The following is a 15,362-nucleotide window of genomic DNA, read 5'->3' on the forward strand; positions in this document are numbered from 1 at the left end:
GAACAGGCCTGTCATTAAAGCGAGCGGGACGGCCATTGCTGCCACGATAATTGAAAGCTTGCCGGCCAATGGCACATTACTAAGGTGCATAAACCGCCCCTCCCATCTTTTACGCATCACTCAAAAATTGAATAACAGCGTTTTCCGAATCCGGATGATAAAGCCATAAGTAAACGGCAATTTCGGGAGTTCCCTCAGAAATTCTCGGTATGGGCAAGTGTTGTGCGGGCAAAAATAAGCGCCGCATAAATTCTCGTCGAATGGAAGTCTGGTTGAGCTAAAGCTTGCGGTGCCGGCGCATCCAGGCCGCGGCGTAACCGCAGATGGGCACAACCGAATAGCCCTTTTCGGCGGCGGAGGTCATAATGCCCTCCATCAGGCGGCCCGCCGCCCCGGTGCCACGCAGGGCAGGTGGGGCCTCGACATAGTCAATATAGAGCTCGTCGCCCGATAAGCGGTAATCGGCGTGGGCGATCTCGCCGTCGATAACCAGTACGAACCGGCTTTCTTTGGTATTGTCGATGACCTGTGCGTTCATGATGGGCTCCTTTGTGATAAAGGTAAGTGCTTCGGGGCGGGAGTTCAATTCTGCGCGCTTCACATAGCAGTGAGCCATGCAAAACAGGTCGCTGTGGACATTTTTGGACACAGGGGTGTCCAAATCGTGCGCTACCCTCTATTCTCATCGCCGATTCCCCACCCATAGTGGGGAAACGACACTTAACTTTGTTGCCGGCGGACGCGCCGGGCGTTTGGGGATACACCATGACAGACAACGATCACGGATCAGGCGACAGGGATCGCGGAACCTATTCGCCGCCGACCGAAGATCACTTGAGCTATGAACGTCGTGTCCCCACATCGCGCGATCAGGCGCCGGTGACCCTGATCGTCAGCGGCATCTGCCTGGTGGTTCTGCTGCTGGCGGTGGTGATCCTGTACAATTTCGCTCTCAACAAGCAAGGCAAGATCGCGCCGGAAGTTGGCGATCCCCTGGGCGATGTCAAGGAAGGCCAGGTTCAGGAAGCCAAGCCGCTTAGCGATCAGGATATGAGCGTCGAAGGCGGCGTAGCCTTCGCGCCAGGTTCGGAAGTGCCGGGCGCGCGTCCAGCCGCCAGCGCGGGCGTCGTTGATGTCGCCCCCCTGCCGGCTGCGCCGATTACCGGGCCGCTGCCGTCGCAACTAGGCGCAAGCGCGGCTGCGACCTCCAGCGCTGTGGCTTCGTCCGCCGCTGCGCCGGCTGTGACACCTGCCAAGCCGGTTGTGACGCCCGCCAAGCCGGCTGTGACACCCGCCAAGCCGGTCGCTGCTTCGGGTTCGTCGGCTGTGCAGATCGGCGCCTTCACCTCGACCGAGATCGCCAACAGTGAATACGCCAAGGTGGCGTCGTCCTACGGTCTCTTTGTGGGTGGCGCCGGCAAGCGTGTCGAGAAGGTCACCACGCCAAACGGCACCTTCTATCGCACGGCCTTCACCGGCCTGAGCGCGGAAAAGGCCAAGTCCTTCTGCGCCGCGCTCAAATCTGCCGGGCACGACTGTATCGTAAAATAAGGCATCCCCTGTGGCCAAGGCGATCGCGGCATGTATCCTGGGGCTTGAAGGCCTCGAACTGACGCCTGAGGAGCGCAAGTTTTTCAGCGATACCCAGCCGGTGGGCTTTATTCTGTTCCGTCGCAATATCGAGACGCCGGAACAGGTTAAGTCACTGGTGGCGTCGCTGAAAGCTTTGGTGGATCATGAAGCCCTTATCCTGATCGATCAGGAAGGGGGCAGGGTGCGCCGCCTGCGTCCGCCACACTGGCCGGACTATCCAGCGGCCGGTCGCTATGCCGAGGTCACCAATGATCCCAATGAGGAACGTGAGCTGGTGCGACTGGGCGCGCGCCTGATGGCGCACGATCTGGCTGAGTTGGGTATCAATGTCGATTGCGCCCCGGTGCTCGATGTGCCGCAGCCGGATGCTCACGAGATTGTCGGTGACCGGGCCTATGGTCACACGCCGCAGGATGTCGCCATCATGGGCCGCGCCGCCTGCGAAGGCTTCCTGGCGGGCGGTGTCCTGCCGGTCATCAAGCACATACCCGGTCATGGCCGCGCCGGCGCCGATTCGCACATGGATCTGCCGCGCGTCGATGCCAAGCTCGATGACCTGATGCGCGTTGATTTTTATCCGTTTCAGGTCAATGCCGATATGCCGATCGCCATGACGGCGCATGTGCTCTATAACGCCATCGACAACCGGAATCCGGCCACCACCTCGAAGAAATGTCTCAAGATCGTCCGCGATGTCATCGGTTTTGAGGGCCTTCTGGTCACCGACGACCTCTCGATGAATGCTCTGTCGGGCACGCTCGGCAAGCGCGTGAAAGCGGCTCTGCGTGCCGGTGTTGACGTGGTCCTGCATTGCAGTGGTCAGATGGCCGAGATGGAGCAGGTTGTGCATGAAACGCCGAAGCTGAAAGGCAAATCACTGCGCCGCGCCCGTGCGGCTATCAAGCGCATCTTGCGCGTCCCCGAACCGCTCGATGTCATCGACGCCCGCGCACGTTTTGATATGGTGCTGGCGCGCGGTCAGGAAGCCGTGACAAAGGTTGATCCTACTGAAAGTCAGGCGTCGTGAACCGCGATACCAGCCCCAGAGGCTTTGAAAACGACGTCCTGCAAAGGCGGCTCGATTTCGACGGACCGGGGCCTGAGGTCGCTGAAGAAATTGCGGCTGACGATACCCTCGTGCTCGATCTCGATGGCTATGAAGGGCCGCTGCACGTCCTGCTGGCGCTGGCCCGTCAGCAAAAGGTCGATCTGCTCAAGATATCGATCACCCGTCTGGCTGAGCAGTATCTCACCTTTATCCAGGAAGCGCGCCGATTGCGCTTTTCTCTGGCGGCCGATTACCTCGTCATGGCGTCGTGGCTGGCCTATCTGAAATCACGCCTGCTGCTGCCGCAGGCCGAGCGCAAGCAGACCAACGAGCCCCAGCCCGAAGAACTGGCCGCGGCGCTGGCCTTCCGCCTGAAAAAACTGGAAGCCATGCGAAAGTCGGTCGAGGCACTGACCTCGCGGCCCCAGCTCAAGCGCGATGTGTTTGCGCGCGGCGATCCGGAGGCGCGGTTGATCATTCCGTCGTCACGCATCGAGGCCAATGTGTTCGACCTGATGAGCGCCTATGTGACGCAGCGCCGTCGCGAAATTGAGCGCCATTACGACCCCACGCGCCGCATCGAGGCCTATTCGCTAGAAGACGCGCGCGACAATCTGCGGGCGCAATTGCCAAAGCTGAGCAACTGGACGGCGCTCGAAGACGTGGCGCCGCAGCCCTATGGCGCGGGCGGTCCACGGCGCGTCTCCTATGTCGCCTCCACCTTGAGTGCCTCGCTCGAACTGGCCAAGGAAGGCCATTTACAGCTTCAGCAACTGGCGACTTTCGAGACGCTCTATATGCGTAAAAGGCAACCTATCTCCGGAGACAGGACATGACGCCGGAAACCGTGGAACGCGCCATCGAGGCGCTTTTGTTCGCGGCCGATGGACCGCTGTCGGCGTCGGAAATCGCGTATCGTCTGCCGGAAGGCGCTGAGGTCGGCAAGGCGCTGGCGGCCTTGCGGGCGCGCTATGCCGGCCGTGGCGTGGCGCTGGAAATCATCAACGACCGCTGGCAGTTCCGCACCGCCTCCGATCTGGGCTACCTGATGGTCGAGGAGCGCGAGGAGCCGCGAAGGCTTTCCAAGGCCGCGCTGGAAACCCTGGCCATCATCGCCTACCACCAGCCGGTGACGCGCGCCGAGATCGAGGCCGTGCGCGGGGTTGGCCTCTCACGCGGCACACTTGACGTGCTGCATGAAATGAACCTGATCAAGCTGCGCGGTCGCAGACGTAGCCCCGGCCGTCCGGTCACATACGGCACGACCGACGCCTTCTTGGAGCAGTTCTCTTTGCCCTCGCTGGCCGATCTGCCGGGCGCGGCCGAAATGCGCGCGGCGGGGCTGCTCGATATCAACGTGCCGGCCGATTTCATGGTGCCCGATCCCTCCAGTGGACAGACCACCGAAGATCCCCTTCTGCTTGAAGAAATGGAAGAGACCGAATTTGCCCAAGACTTTTTCGAGAAGGACTGACTTCTTTGAGAAAGACTGAGTTTTCACTTCCAACAAGCATAAACTTGCGCCTATAAGGACGTAAATCTGTCCGTACGGGCTGACATATAAAAGCCGCGCCACCATGTATGAGGTGTAGGCTGCGGGTTTAAGGAGATTAAGATGGGTAGTTTTAGCATCTGGCACTGGTTGATCATCGGTGTGGTAGTTCTGGTTCTCTTCGGCGGCGGCAAGCTGTCCGGCCTCATGGGAGATGCCGCCAAGGGCATTAAGGCATTCAAGAACGGCCTGAAGGACGACGAAGACGATGTGAAGGTCAAGAAGGCTGACGAAGAGCCTAAGGCTTAATCCTCAACCTTGAACTTCTAAGAGCCAGAAATACTAAGAGAAAGTCTGTCACATGGTGCCCGGTATCGGGGGCGGTGAGCTCATCCTTATTGCTGTCGTGGCGCTGGTTGTCGTCGGGCCGAAAGACCTGCCGAAGCTGTTGCGTCAACTTGGCCGCTTTGTCGGCAAGATGCGCCGCATGGCGGATGAATTCCGCACCTCCTTCGAGGATATGGCGCGACAGAGCGAACTGGACGATCTGCGTAAAGAAGTCGATGCGCTCAGATCGGGCAAGCTGAACGGGCTTGAAGATATGTCGCACCAGATGAAATCCATCGAGAGCGATATCAATTCGAGCCTGCAGACCAAGACGCAGGTCTATAATGGTGGCGCCAATATCCCCGCGCCGGTCGAACACACCGAGATGGATATCAACCAGATCGACGCCGACCGCGAAGCCATGCTGGAAGCCCAGATGGAAGGCTTGCCACCACAAGGCAAGCCGGAAAAAACCAAGCGCGTCCGCAAGGCGCCTGTAAAGGCCGCGCCGGTCGAGGTTGTCAATATCGAGCCCACCGTGACGCCGGTCAAACGCACACGCACCAAGAAGACTGTAGCTAAACCGAACGAGACTGAAGCATGAGCGAGAACCTGCCGGCTCAGATTATCGAGGACAAGTCCAAGCGCAGCATCGTGACACCGATGGAGCACGACGAGGCCGATATCGAATCCTCGCGCGCCCCCCTGATGGATCACCTGATCGAGTTGCGCACCCGCATCATCATCATGGTTGTGGCCTTCTTCGTCTGCGTGATCGGCTGCTATGCCTTCCACACCCATATCCTGAACCTGCTCGTGCACCCCTTGGCGGTTGCGTCGTCTCTTTACGAAGCAGAACAGCGCAATGCCGGTCATGGAGGCCCGTTCGACCTGATCATGGTTCTGACCGGCCTGAAAACCATCGCCAACGTCAAGAACATCCCGCTCATTGCCACGGCGCCGATGGAGGTCTTCTTCACCAATCTGCGCCTGGCCATGTTTGGCGGCGTGATCGTCAGCTTCCCGGTTCTGGCCTTCCAGCTTTACCGCTTCGTCGCCCCCGGCCTTTACAAGCGCGAGCGCATGGCCTTCTTGCCGTTCCTGATCGCCGCGCCCGTGCTTTTCATCATGGGCATGGCGCTGGTCTATTTTCTGATCCTGCCGATGGTGCTGTGGTTCTCGCTGAACCAGCAGATCGTCGGCAATGCCGGCGTCGCCGTCCAGTTCATGCCGAAGGTGTCGGAATATCTGCAACTGATCGAAACCCTGATGATCGCCTTTGGTCTGTGCTTCCAGTTGCCGGTGATCATCACTTTGCTCGGCCTGACGGGCATGGTGACCTCGAAGATGCTGGCCGGTTTCCGCCGTTACGCCATTCTGGGCATAGTGGTTGTCGCCGCCGTGGTCACGCCGCCGGACCCGATCTCGCAGATCATGCTCTCGGTGCCGATCTGGCTGCTCTATGAAGTCTCGATCCTGTGCGTGAAGATCATCGAACTCCGTAAGGGACGTAACGTCCCTTAACCCGTAACGCGACGATGCTTGTGTCGTCGTCTATGGGCTTGCCTGAGCCGCAAACCATTGTATAGACACATATACCCTTATCCTACCCTGTGAAACGGGGGAGGTGGCACGGCGCTCGCCTCGGCAGAGGCGACGTCCGTGACGGAGGGGGCAGACCCCGCATTCAGTCAAGGCTTCTCACATGCACGATATCAAGGCGATCCGCGAAAATCCTCAGAGCTATGTTCAGGGCTGGTCGCGTCGCGGCCGCGAAACTGCGCAATCGGATGTCGATGCCCTGCTGTCGCTGGATGCCGATCTGCGTGCCGCAAAAACCGCCTTCGAGACCAATCAGGCGCAACTGAAAAAGCTGTCCGGCGAAATCGGCAAGGCCAAGGGCCAGAAGGATGAGGCGCGCGCTGCCGAACTGATGACCGAGGTCGAGGGCCTGAAAGGCGCGATCAGTACGGCGCAGGAAACCGAACGTCTCAAGACCGAAGACCTGAAAGATCTGCTGTCCAGCTTGCCGAATATCCCGTTCGAGGATGTGCCGGAAGGCGCCGACGAGCACGGCAATGTTGAAGTTCGCAAACATGGCGCACCGAACATCCTGAGCTTCCCCGCCAAGGATCACGCCGATCTGGGCGAAGCGTTGAAAGGGCCAATCGGCCCACTGATGGATTTTGAAGCGGCGGCCAAGATGTCTGGTTCGCGCTTCGTGGTGCTAAAAGGCCAACTGGCGCGTTTGGAGCGCGCGGTTGGCCAATTCATGCTTGATGTTCAGACGAGCGAGCACGGTTATACCGAGATCAACCCACCGGTTCTGGTCCGCGAGCAAGCTCTGTTTGGAACTGGGCAATTGCCGAAATTTGAAGAGGACCTATTCAAAACGGGAGAGCAACCAGTATCGAGCGAGGAAAGCTGGATTTCCTTCGGACAACGCTTGAAGTCTATATTAGCTTCTAAAGGTAAAATTGACAGTTTTGTGGACGTCGATAGCTACATCCGGGAGGCTCAAAGTAGTTTGGAGGCACCTCCAGCAAAGAATCAACCGTATTACCTCATCCCAACGGCCGAAGTGACCCTGACCAATCTCGTCCGTGAAGCCATCACCGCCGAGGAAGAGTTGCCGCTGCGCCTGACCGCCCTGACCAACTGCTTCCGCGCCGAGGCCGGTTCGGCGGGCCGCGACACCAAGGGCATGATCCGCCAGCACCAGTTCCAGAAGGTCGAACTGGTCTCGATCACCACGCCGGAGCAATCCGAGGCCGAACACGACCGCATGACCACCTGCGCCGAAACCATCCTGAAAAAGCTCGACCTGTCGTTCCGCACGATGCTGCTGTGCACCGGCGATATGGGCTTTGGTGCGAAGAAGACCTACGATCTCGAAGTCTGGCTGCCGTCGCAAAATACCTACCGCGAAATCTCCTCCTGCTCGAACTGCGGGGATTTCCAGGCGCGCCGCATGGACGCCCGCACCCGCAAGGCCGGCGAAAAAGGCACGCGCTTTGTCCATACCCTTAATGGTTCCGGCCTGGCGGTTGGTCGTACCCTGGTCGCCATCATGGAAAACTATCAGGACGAGGGGGGCCGCATCGCCATTCCCTCGGTGCTCCAGCCCTATATGGGCGGGCTGACGCATATTGGGTAGTTAAAGCAAGAAACCCCACCACCACATCTCGCCTGCTTCGCTGGCTCGTGCGGTCCCCCTCCCCGACAAGCGGGGAGGTGCAAGAAATAGCGGCCTCCTGTTCCTCCCCGCTTGTCGGGGAGGGGGACCGCGCCATTCTTTATGGCGTGGTGGTGGTGTATCTTTCTTGCTTTGAGTGCTGCTTTCATCGTTGCGTGATCTGTTCAAATCGCCGTACAAACGCCCCATGCGTATTCTGCTCACCAATGATGACGGTATCGATGCCTTCGGGCTGAAGGTGCTTTACGATATTGCCAGCGCCCTGAGCGATGATGTCTGGGTTTGCGCCCCGCTCACCGAACAATCCGGCAAGGGTAGGGGCATCACCCTGCATGATCCGCTGCGCGCCCGCCGTATCGGTGAGAAGCGCTTCGCCGTTTCCGGCACCCCCACCGATTGCGTGCAAATCGCCGTGAACGACCTGATGGACAGTCCGCCCGATCTTTTGCTCTCCGGCGTCAATCGCGGCTTCAATCTGGCGCAGGACGTCACGCTTTCGGGCACCGTCGCCGGCGCCCTACAAGGTATGACGCTCGGCATTCCCTCCATTTCCCTGTCGCAATGCCTTGATTTCGAGCTCGATATCGAAGCGCAATGGCTGGCAGCGCAGGTCTATGGCGCGCCGGTGATCAGCAATCTGATCAAGCAGGGCTGGCCGGCCGATGTCATCATGAACATCAATTTCCCCGATTGCGACGCCGACAGCGTCACCGGCGTCGAGGTCACCAAGCAGGGTTTGCGCGATCAGCATGAGATGCACGCCGTCAAGCGCGTCGATACGCGCGGCCGTGATTATTACTGGATGGATTTCCACGCCCTCGAACAGACCCTGCTCGATGGCACCGACCTCAAGGCCGTGCGTGAAAAACGCATTTCGGTGACGCCGCTGCACCTCGACCTGACGCACTATGAGACGATGCACCGCCTCAAAAAGACTCTGGGCGGCGTGGCGCCGAAAGTCATCAAGGACGAGGTGGCGTCATGAGCGAAACACGCAAGGACAGTCCCGAAGAAACGCGCCTGGAAAGGCTGCTGCGTGGGCTGAAAAGCCAGGGCATCGACGACAAGAAGCTGCTGCACGCCATGGAATACACGCCGCGCGACCTGTTCGTGCCGGAGCTTTTTCTCGATCGCTCGTGGGAAGATTCCGCCATTCCGATCAATTGCGGCCAGACGATCTCCCAGCCCTATATCGTGGCGCTGATGACCCAGGCGCTGAAGATCGAAGGCCGCCACCGCGTGTTAGAGATCGGCACCGGCAGCGGTTACCAGACCGCCGTGCTCAGCCGGCTTGCGCGCTATGTCTATACGATCGAGCGTTACCGTTCACTGATGGTCGAGGCCGAGATCCGCCATAAGCGGCTGATGCTGGAAAATATCATCTATCGCTTCGGCGATGGCTGGGAAGGCTGGCCGGAGCAGGCGCCGTTTGATCGCATTCTGGTCACAGCTGCCCTGCCGGAAGCGCCGACGCACCTGCTGGCGCAACTTAAAGTCAAGGGCATCATGGTGGGGCCGCAAGGGCGGGGCTCGACCCAGCGCCTGCTGCGCTATACCCGCACGTCGGATGGCTATGAGACCGAGGATCTTGGTGAGGTGCGCTTTGTGCCGCTGATCGCCGGCGTCGCCAAGGAAACCTAAAAACGCCAACCTAACTGGTTGAACACGCGGCGGGTCTGCTCAAAGCCGACCAGCGAAAAGCCGGCTATGCCTATAGCAATGACCAGCGGCCACATGGCTTGACCCAGTCCGGTGAGGGCAGGCGTAATGACCGGCATGGTGATGAAGAGCAGGGCGGTGACGGTGGTAAAAATCAGGGTGAGCCATGCCAGGCCCTCATAAAGCCGGCGGAGCTCGACACGCTTCATCACCTCGACGACAAAGCCGATATCCCGCGCAGGCGGGGCGGCAGGTGCGTCGTTCGTCAACATTGATTTCAAAGCGTCATTGGTCATCGGGTACACCCAGAAGGGCATTCAATCTGGCCCTTCCCTTGAGAATATGGGACTTAATCGTGCCGAGCGGAAGCCCCAAAATGTCAGCTGCCTCGGCATGGCTGTAATCGCCGGCGACGCACAGCGATATGGCGGCGCGCTGATCAATCGGCAGGGTTTGCAGGGCGGCCTGCACCGTTAGTCGGGCATCAACCGTTGATGAACGGGATTGGTCCTGCATCCCCGACCATTCGGTGTCGCGTGCGCCCGAGCGGTTAAAGCGCTTGCGATCATTGAGCGCCTTGCGGTAGGCGATGCCGCAGACGAAGGTTTTGAAGGCGACACCCTCGCGCAGTTTGTGCAGGTTGGTCCAGGCGGTCACGAAGGCCTCCTGCGCCAGATCGTCCGCATCGTCAGGCAGGGCGCACAGGCGGCGCACGAAGGCGCGCACCGCCTGTTGATGATCTGCCACCAGCCTTGAGAAGGCGTCGCCAGAGCCTTCCCTGGCCCGCTTAATGAGCGGGTCGGACATGAAGATTAGTCCTTCGTGTCAAGGTCAGCCGGGCGCGAAGCGGCGGCGCGAATAATCGAGATGACCAAAAGGCTGACCGCGGCGACCCCGAAACCGAGCGCCAAAGCGATGAAAACCTGTCCGCCGCCGCCATAATAGCCAAAATATCCAAAGGCGGCAGACAGGGCGCCGAAGACGACAACCTGCGTCCACGCACCGCCGCGCCGGCGGCCGTGGCGGGCGCTGTAGTCAAAGCCATGAGGTTCGTTGCTGCGCAGGGCGTCGAGCAGGGCAGGCGGTGGTTCCTTGCCCTGATCGGCATAATATTTGATCAGTTTCAGGGTTTCGCTGCGGTGGCGGAAGGTGCCGAGCATCCCGATCAGGCCCATGCTCATGCCGAAGATCGGAAAGATCAGCCACCAGTAGCTGGCAAAAAGTTGACTTGCGGTCATGATAAGACTCCGGATGAAAGACGAGCGCTTAGCGCTTCAAAAGATTAAAAAGTTCGGGCGGAACGTCCTTGCCCTGGTCGGTGTAGGTGCGGATCAGAGCCATGGTGCGGCGCTTTTCCTCGTCCCTCAGTACCATGCGGACCACGCCCGCGACCATGAAGCCCAGCGGGAATACCAGCCACCAGTATTGATTAAAAAGCGTCATGAACATTTTCATCTCTCCGTAAGCGCGGATCAGCCCGCCTTCTGAGACTTAATGTCCGCCGCGAGCCGGTTTGGATGTGGCCGCCAGAATTATTTTTGCGTTTTTTGAACTGTCCCCCGTTTCAAAGCTCCGCTTGCCGGACAGTTTAACGATTCGTTATCCATAAGTTCGCATAGAGTGGTTTTGACCTACGCTTTTTCTGCTTGCTACCGATGGAGCCTGCCATGTTCCCGCATCCTTTCAAGACGGATCACCTAAATCGTCTGTCCGTCAAACTTGCGCTGACGGCGGTGACTGTGATGGCCTTGCAGGCCTGTACGGCTACGCCCCTAAAGCCGAAATATCCCATCTATATGCAGGACAAGCCGGCCGAAGCGGTCGTGCCAGTGAGCCGCGTGGAGGAAGAGGCGCCACCGCCGCCGGTGACATCGCCCAATGGCAGCGTGCAGGTGACCGAACTGGCCGCCCCGCCACCACCGCCTCCGCCACCCGCTGAGATGACAACAGCGGCCAAGGCAGCGACCAGGCCTGTGGCTACCGCGCCGGTACGCGATACACCGGCGGCCTATGTCTATGTGCTCCAGCCGCACGACACCCTCTACGGCGTGTCGCGCCGCTTCGGCGTGCCGATCAAGGCGATCTATGAGCTTAACGATCTGGCGCCGGATGCCTCTTTGCGCATCGGCCAGAAGGTTCTGCTGCCCTCCTCGGCGGTCGATAAGGGCGTTGAGGATCACGCCAACGGAACCGGACTGGTCAAGCTCGAAAAGGCTCTGGCAGTTCCAGCGGCAAAGCCGGCTGTTGCGCCTGTTAAGCCCGCTGTCGTCGCGCCGGCGAAAACGACGACCGCCCCGACCACGACGACACCAGCGACCAAGCCGGTGATTGCACCGCCTTCCACCGCAAAGCCGACCGTGACCGCGCCAGCGGTAACGACCACGACCACAACAACGACGCCGGTGAAGCCGGTTGTCAAGCCGGCCGTTACGCCGACTGTGGCAGGTTTCCCCGGCAGCGCGCAGCTTACGCAGATGGGCAAGGGCAGGTTCGTATGGCCGGTCAAGGGCAAGCTTCTGGTGCCGTTTGGCCAGTTGGCGCCCAATGTGCGCAATGACGGAATCAACATTGCCGCTTCCGTAGGCACCGAAATCCGCGCGGCGTCCGATGGCGTGGTGGTCTATGAAGGCGACCAGGTCAAGGAACTGGGCAACACCATCTATATCAAGCATCCCAACGGCTGGTATACGGGCTATTCACACCTGCAAAACATGTTGGTGAAGAACAATGAAACCGTCACCAAGGGGCAGGTGATTGGCACGGTTGGCAAGACCGGCACCATTGATCAGCCGCAACTGCACTTTGAAATTCGCTACACGCCGTCGACCGATATCGCCCGTCCGATCGATCCGACGCTCGTTCTGCCTTAGAATTCAGAAGCGAATTCCACGATTTACAAAGCCGGACCGCTTTTGGTGGTTCGGCTTTGTCTATTGACGGTTGGTGGTGGCAAACCGTGCTAATAATGTCATTGACCTTTTTTTGGTTGTGCCTATGTATGGCGAACAAATTTTAACCCGCCACCGAACCGGCGGTTAAAAGTCAATGATATTCAGGAGACATACGTGTTCGCAACACCTGCCTTTGCCCAGGCCGCTGGCGCTGCTGCCCCCGCCGCTGGTGGTGACCTTTTGACCATGCTGCCGATGATGATCGTGCTTTTCGGCGCGATGTACTTCTTCATGATCCGTCCGCAAAGCCAGCGCGCCAAGCAACACAAGACCATGATTACGGCGCTGAAGCGCAACGATACGGTGGTTCTGTCCTCCGGCCTGATCGGCAAGGTCACGCGCGTTGAAGACGCCGAGGTCATGATTGAAGTGGCGACCGGCGTCAATGTACGCGTTGTCAAGGCCCTCATCGCTGAAGTGCGCGTTAAGGGCGAGCCTGCGCCCGCCAACGACGCCAAGAGCTAAGCTCACCCTTTCCTGATTTTGCAGATTTAACGACCGAGCATCCCGATCATGATGAATTTATCGCGCTGGAAGGTAGGGCTGGTTATTGTAGCCGTCCTTCTGGGCATCCTTTTTGCCGTGCCCAACTTCCTTCCGGCCAGTGTGCGGGATCAGGTCAAAGGCTTTATGCCGACTCAGACTCTGAACCTCGGTCTCGATCTGCAAGGTGGTTCCTACCTCCTGATGGAGGTCGATACCAACGACCTGATCAAGACCAAGATCGCCGCTGTCAGCGATGATGTGCGGGCCCGTCTTGATGAAAAGGGCATCGCCTACACCGGCGTCGCCGCCACCGGCACCTCTGTTAGCGTTCGCATCACAGATGCGTCGCGCCTGCAGGAAGCGCAAGCCACGCTCGTCAAGCTCGGCACGCCCCTGCCGAAGAACCCCGGCGTGATGGATCTCGCGGTTCAGCAGAATAGTGATCAAACCCTGCTCGTGATCTTCACGCAGGAAGGTATCCGCTCCACCTCCGCCGGTGCGGTCGAAACCTCGATCGAAGTCATCCGAAAGCGTATCGATGCGCTCGGCACCAAGGAGCCCTCGATCAGCCGTCAGGGCGTCAACCGGATCGTTATTGAAGCACCGGGCGAAAGCGACCCTGAGCAACTGAAGCGTCTGATTGGCCGCACAGCCAAGCTGACCTTCCAGATGGTCGATGAAACCGTAAGCCCGTCCGATCTCGCCGCTGGCCGCGTGCCGCCGGGCTCGGAAGTCCTGCCGGATGACAGCCGTGGTGGTACGCCTCTGGTGGTGCGCAAGGCTATTCTGGTATCGGGTAACAACCTGACCAAGGCCAATGTCGGTGTCGATGAGTATCAGCGTCCGGCCATCGATTTCGCCTTCAACAGTGAAGGCGCCAAGAAATTCGGTGACGCCACGTTGCGCAATGTGGGCAAACGTTTCGCCATTGTTCTGGATGGCCACATCGTTTCGGCGCCGGTTATCCATGGCGCCATCACCACGGGCAGCGGGCAGATCACCGGCGGCTTCACCCATGAAGAGGCCTCGGAAATCGTCAACATCCTCAAGAGCGGCGCCCTGCCGGCCAAGCTCAACTTCGAAAGTCAGCGCACTGTTGGCGCCGAACTGGGGGCAGATGCGGTTCACGCCGGTGTCGTGTCGACCATTATCGGTTTCCTGACCATCGTCGTCTTCATGTTCCTGGCCTATGGTTTCATCTTCGGCGGCGTGTCGATTGCGGCCCTGCTGGTCAACCTGCTGCTGATCGTGGCCTCGATGACGGCCTTCCAGGCCACCCTGACCTTGCCGGGTATCGCCGGTTTGATCCTCAGTCTGGCCGTGGCCGTTGACGCTAACGTGCTGATCTATGAGCGTATCCGCGACGAAGAACGATCCGGCCACCGGCCCATCGCGGCCATGGATGTCGGCTTCGCCCGCGCGCTGGTGTCGATCATGGACGCCAACATCACCAACCTGATCGCGGCGCTTATCATGTTCGTCTTCGGCGCCGGCCCGGTGCGTGGCTTCGCTTGGACGCTGATGATCGGTGTGTTCACGTCGGTCTTCTCGGCCATTCTGGTCAGCCAGATCCTGCTCGGCTGGTGGTATAAGGCCGCCAAGCCCAAGAAACTCCCGATTTAAGGTATCCGCGTCATGCAATGGCCTCTGATTAAAAACCTGCCGAACGAGTTCCACTTTCGCTTTACGAAGTATGCACCTGTGGCGGCCGTCATTTCCGGACTGGCGATCATCGCCACCATCGCTGTGCTCTTTCTGCAAGGCCTGAACCTCGGCACCGATTTCGCCGGCGGTAATGTGCTTGAAGTCGAGACGCCGACGGCGGCCAATCTGGATACCCTGCGCGCGCAAATGAATCAGTTCGGCGCGGAAGATACGGGCGTCCAGACCTTCGGCAGCCCGCGCGACGTCATCATCAAGTTCAAGCTCGACGAGAGCCACCAGACCAATGACGGCGTCGAAGCCATCAAGACCAAGCTGTCGGCGGCCATTCCGGGCATCGCCTTCAAGCGCACCGAAGTGGTCGGCCCCAAGGTTTCGGCTGAACTGTTGCGTTCGGGCTTCCTGGCCCTGGGGGCGGCGCTTGTGCTGATGCTGATCTACATCTGGATCCGCTTCCCGTCCGGCCTGCAATTCGGTTCGGGTGCGGTTATCGCCGTGCTGCACGACGTGGCTCTGACGGTCGGCATGATGGCCTTCCTGCAGATCGAATTCACCATGACCTCGATCGCGGCACTGCTTACCGTCATCGGTTATTCGATGAACGAAAAGGTGATCACCTTCGACCGACTGCGTGAAAATTTGCGTAAGTTCCGCAAGACGCCGCTGGCCGATATCATCAACCTGTCGGAAAACGAGCGTCTGTCGCGCACCATCATCACCGGTTCGACCGCTGTTCTGGCACTGGCCGGCATGTTGTTCCTGGGTGGTCCGGCGTTGTTCCCGCTCGTCTTTGCCATGGTCTTCGGCATCCTGATCGGCACCTATTCGTCAATCTACGTCGCCTTGCCGATCATCCTGATCTGGGGCGTCAACCGCAACGACCCGGACGCCGAGGTGGTCGATCTGGGTGGCTTCAAGGGCGGTAAGAAGCCCAAAGACATGCCTTAA

The 15,362-nt window shown here is 59.5% G+C and carries 19 protein-coding genes; 14 read left to right on the forward strand and 5 right to left on the reverse strand.

Features of this window, described 5'->3' with window-relative positions; all coding sequences use genetic code 11:
• Nucleotides 1–277: 277 nt before the first annotated feature.
• On the reverse strand, nt 278–538 hold the full coding sequence (locus B060_RS0101065) for a GNAT family N-acetyltransferase (RefSeq protein WP_026172491.1): 261 nt from the start codon (nt 536–538) through the stop codon (nt 278–280).
• Nucleotides 539–765: 227 nt separating this feature from the next.
• Here B060_RS0101065 and B060_RS0101070 point away from each other — a divergent pair, with 227 nt between their 5' ends.
• The 10 genes from B060_RS0101070 (at nt 766) to B060_RS0101115 (ending at nt 9,297) form a co-directional block, all read left to right on the forward strand.
• Nucleotides 766–1,551, forward strand: coding sequence for an SPOR domain-containing protein (locus B060_RS0101070; RefSeq protein ID WP_018079895.1), 786 nt, complete (start codon nt 766–768; stop codon nt 1,549–1,551).
• 10 nt (nt 1,552–1,561) lie between these two features.
• Nucleotides 1,562–2,620, forward strand: a complete 1,059-nt coding sequence (gene nagZ / locus B060_RS23660) for a beta-N-acetylhexosaminidase (RefSeq protein WP_018079896.1) — start codon at nt 1,562–1,564, stop codon at nt 2,618–2,620.
• On the forward strand, nt 2,617–3,477 hold the full coding sequence (locus B060_RS0101080) for a segregation and condensation protein A (protein ID WP_018079897.1): 861 nt from the start codon (nt 2,617–2,619) through the stop codon (nt 3,475–3,477). The genes nagZ and B060_RS0101080 overlap by 4 nt, the downstream gene beginning before the upstream one ends.
• Nucleotides 3,474–4,115, forward strand: a complete 642-nt coding sequence (gene scpB, locus B060_RS0101085) for an SMC-Scp complex subunit ScpB (protein WP_018079898.1) — start codon at nt 3,474–3,476, stop codon at nt 4,113–4,115. The genes B060_RS0101080 and scpB overlap by 4 nt, the downstream gene beginning before the upstream one ends.
• Nucleotides 4,116–4,256: 141 nt before the next feature.
• On the forward strand, nt 4,257–4,442 hold the full coding sequence (locus tag B060_RS0101090) for a twin-arginine translocase TatA/TatE family subunit (RefSeq protein ID WP_018079899.1): 186 nt from the start codon (nt 4,257–4,259) through the stop codon (nt 4,440–4,442).
• A 52-nt stretch (nt 4,443–4,494) separates the two neighbouring features.
• Nucleotides 4,495–5,064: a Sec-independent protein translocase protein TatB gene (gene tatB, locus B060_RS28290; protein WP_018079900.1), complete on the forward strand. Its 570-nt coding sequence runs from the start codon at nt 4,495–4,497 to the stop codon at nt 5,062–5,064.
• Entirely contained in the window at nt 5,061–5,984 is a 924-nt protein-coding gene (gene tatC, locus B060_RS0101100) for a twin-arginine translocase subunit TatC (protein ID WP_018079901.1), read from the forward strand. The genes tatB and tatC overlap by 4 nt, the downstream gene beginning before the upstream one ends.
• Nucleotides 5,985–6,165: 181 nt before the next feature.
• Nucleotides 6,166–7,617, forward strand: a complete 1,452-nt coding sequence (serS, locus tag B060_RS0101105) for a serine--tRNA ligase (RefSeq protein WP_018079902.1) — start codon at nt 6,166–6,168, stop codon at nt 7,615–7,617.
• Nucleotides 7,618–7,843: 226 nt separating this feature from the next.
• Entirely contained in the window at nt 7,844–8,641 is a 798-nt protein-coding gene (gene surE / locus B060_RS0101110; protein WP_018079903.1) for a 5'/3'-nucleotidase SurE, read from the forward strand.
• A complete protein-coding gene (locus B060_RS0101115; RefSeq protein ID WP_018079904.1) occupies nt 8,638–9,297 on the forward strand; it encodes a protein-L-isoaspartate(D-aspartate) O-methyltransferase in 660 nt (219 codons plus the stop codon). Before surE ends, B060_RS0101115 begins: the two co-directional genes overlap by 4 nt.
• Here B060_RS0101115 and B060_RS0101120 read toward each other — a convergent pair.
• The 4 genes from B060_RS0101120 to B060_RS0101135 are packed head-to-tail and all read right to left on the reverse strand — an operon-like array spanning nt 9,294 to nt 10,758.
• On the reverse strand, nt 9,294–9,611 hold the full coding sequence (locus tag B060_RS0101120; protein ID WP_018079905.1) for a hypothetical protein: 318 nt from the start codon (nt 9,609–9,611) through the stop codon (nt 9,294–9,296). The two genes, B060_RS0101115 and B060_RS0101120, sit on opposite strands and share 4 nt — an antisense overlap.
• Nucleotides 9,601–10,122, reverse strand: coding sequence for an RNA polymerase sigma factor (locus tag B060_RS0101125; protein ID WP_018079906.1), 522 nt, complete (start codon nt 10,120–10,122; stop codon nt 9,601–9,603). The genes B060_RS0101120 and B060_RS0101125 overlap by 11 nt, the downstream gene beginning before the upstream one ends.
• Before the next feature lie 5 nt (nt 10,123–10,127).
• Nucleotides 10,128–10,553 (reverse strand): hypothetical protein, encoded by a 426-nt coding sequence (locus B060_RS23670; protein ID WP_018079907.1) that lies wholly within the window; start codon nt 10,551–10,553, stop codon nt 10,128–10,130.
• Between the two features lie 28 nt (nt 10,554–10,581).
• Nucleotides 10,582–10,758: a hypothetical protein gene (locus B060_RS0101135; protein WP_155847597.1), complete on the reverse strand. Its 177-nt coding sequence runs from the start codon at nt 10,756–10,758 to the stop codon at nt 10,582–10,584.
• A gap of 224 nt (nt 10,759–10,982) precedes the next feature.
• Between B060_RS0101135 and B060_RS0101140 the strand changes: the two genes are divergently transcribed.
• From B060_RS0101140 to secF, 4 genes are all read left to right on the forward strand, one after another.
• Nucleotides 10,983–12,185, forward strand: coding sequence for a M23 family metallopeptidase (locus tag B060_RS0101140; protein ID WP_018079909.1), 1,203 nt, complete (start codon nt 10,983–10,985; stop codon nt 12,183–12,185).
• 195 nt (nt 12,186–12,380) lie between these two features.
• Nucleotides 12,381–12,731: a preprotein translocase subunit YajC gene (gene yajC / locus B060_RS0101145; protein WP_018079910.1), complete on the forward strand. Its 351-nt coding sequence runs from the start codon at nt 12,381–12,383 to the stop codon at nt 12,729–12,731.
• A 48-nt stretch (nt 12,732–12,779) separates the two neighbouring features.
• Complete coding sequence (secD, locus tag B060_RS0101150) at nt 12,780–14,375, forward strand: protein translocase subunit SecD (RefSeq protein ID WP_018079911.1); 1,596 nt, start codon at nt 12,780–12,782, stop codon at nt 14,373–14,375.
• A 12-nt stretch (nt 14,376–14,387) separates the two neighbouring features.
• Nucleotides 14,388–15,362: a protein translocase subunit SecF gene (secF, locus tag B060_RS0101155; RefSeq protein ID WP_018079912.1), complete on the forward strand. Its 975-nt coding sequence runs from the start codon at nt 14,388–14,390 to the stop codon at nt 15,360–15,362.

It is taken from the genome of Asticcacaulis benevestitus DSM 16100 = ATCC BAA-896, assembly GCF_000376105.1.
Taxonomy (GTDB): domain Bacteria; phylum Pseudomonadota; class Alphaproteobacteria; order Caulobacterales; family Caulobacteraceae; genus Asticcacaulis; species Asticcacaulis benevestitus.

What these genes read in the sequence shown, in the direction of transcription:
- B060_RS0101125 (WP_018079906.1), bottom strand. Translation starts at nt 10,122, where the DNA reads ATGTCCGACCCGCTCATTAAGCGGGCCAGGGAAGGCTCTGGCGACGCC.
- secD (WP_018079911.1), top strand. Translation starts at nt 12,780, where the DNA reads ATGATGAATTTATCGCGCTGGAAGGTAGGGCTGGTTATTGTAGCCGTC.
- B060_RS0101070 (WP_018079895.1), top strand. Translation starts at nt 766, where the DNA reads ATGACAGACAACGATCACGGATCAGGCGACAGGGATCGCGGAACCTAT.
- serS (WP_018079902.1), top strand. Translation starts at nt 6,166, where the DNA reads ATGCACGATATCAAGGCGATCCGCGAAAATCCTCAGAGCTATGTTCAG.
- tatB (WP_018079900.1), top strand. Translation starts at nt 4,495, where the DNA reads ATGGTGCCCGGTATCGGGGGCGGTGAGCTCATCCTTATTGCTGTCGTG.
- B060_RS0101115 (WP_018079904.1), top strand. Translation starts at nt 8,638, where the DNA reads ATGAGCGAAACACGCAAGGACAGTCCCGAAGAAACGCGCCTGGAAAGG.
- B060_RS0101140 (WP_018079909.1), top strand. Translation starts at nt 10,983, where the DNA reads ATGTTCCCGCATCCTTTCAAGACGGATCACCTAAATCGTCTGTCCGTC.
- B060_RS0101120 (WP_018079905.1), bottom strand. Translation starts at nt 9,611, where the DNA reads ATGACCAATGACGCTTTGAAATCAATGTTGACGAACGACGCACCTGCC.
- B060_RS0101090 (WP_018079899.1), top strand. Translation starts at nt 4,257, where the DNA reads ATGGGTAGTTTTAGCATCTGGCACTGGTTGATCATCGGTGTGGTAGTT.
- B060_RS23670 (WP_018079907.1), bottom strand. Translation starts at nt 10,553, where the DNA reads ATGACCGCAAGTCAACTTTTTGCCAGCTACTGGTGGCTGATCTTTCCG.
- tatC (WP_018079901.1), top strand. Translation starts at nt 5,061, where the DNA reads ATGAGCGAGAACCTGCCGGCTCAGATTATCGAGGACAAGTCCAAGCGC.
- surE (WP_018079903.1), top strand. Translation starts at nt 7,844, where the DNA reads ATGCGTATTCTGCTCACCAATGATGACGGTATCGATGCCTTCGGGCTG.
- secF (WP_018079912.1), top strand. Translation starts at nt 14,388, where the DNA reads ATGCAATGGCCTCTGATTAAAAACCTGCCGAACGAGTTCCACTTTCGC.
- B060_RS0101065 (WP_026172491.1), bottom strand. Translation starts at nt 538, where the DNA reads ATGAACGCACAGGTCATCGACAATACCAAAGAAAGCCGGTTCGTACTG.
- scpB (WP_018079898.1), top strand. Translation starts at nt 3,474, where the DNA reads ATGACGCCGGAAACCGTGGAACGCGCCATCGAGGCGCTTTTGTTCGCG.
- B060_RS0101135 (WP_155847597.1), bottom strand. Translation starts at nt 10,758, where the DNA reads ATGACGCTTTTTAATCAATACTGGTGGCTGGTATTCCCGCTGGGCTTC.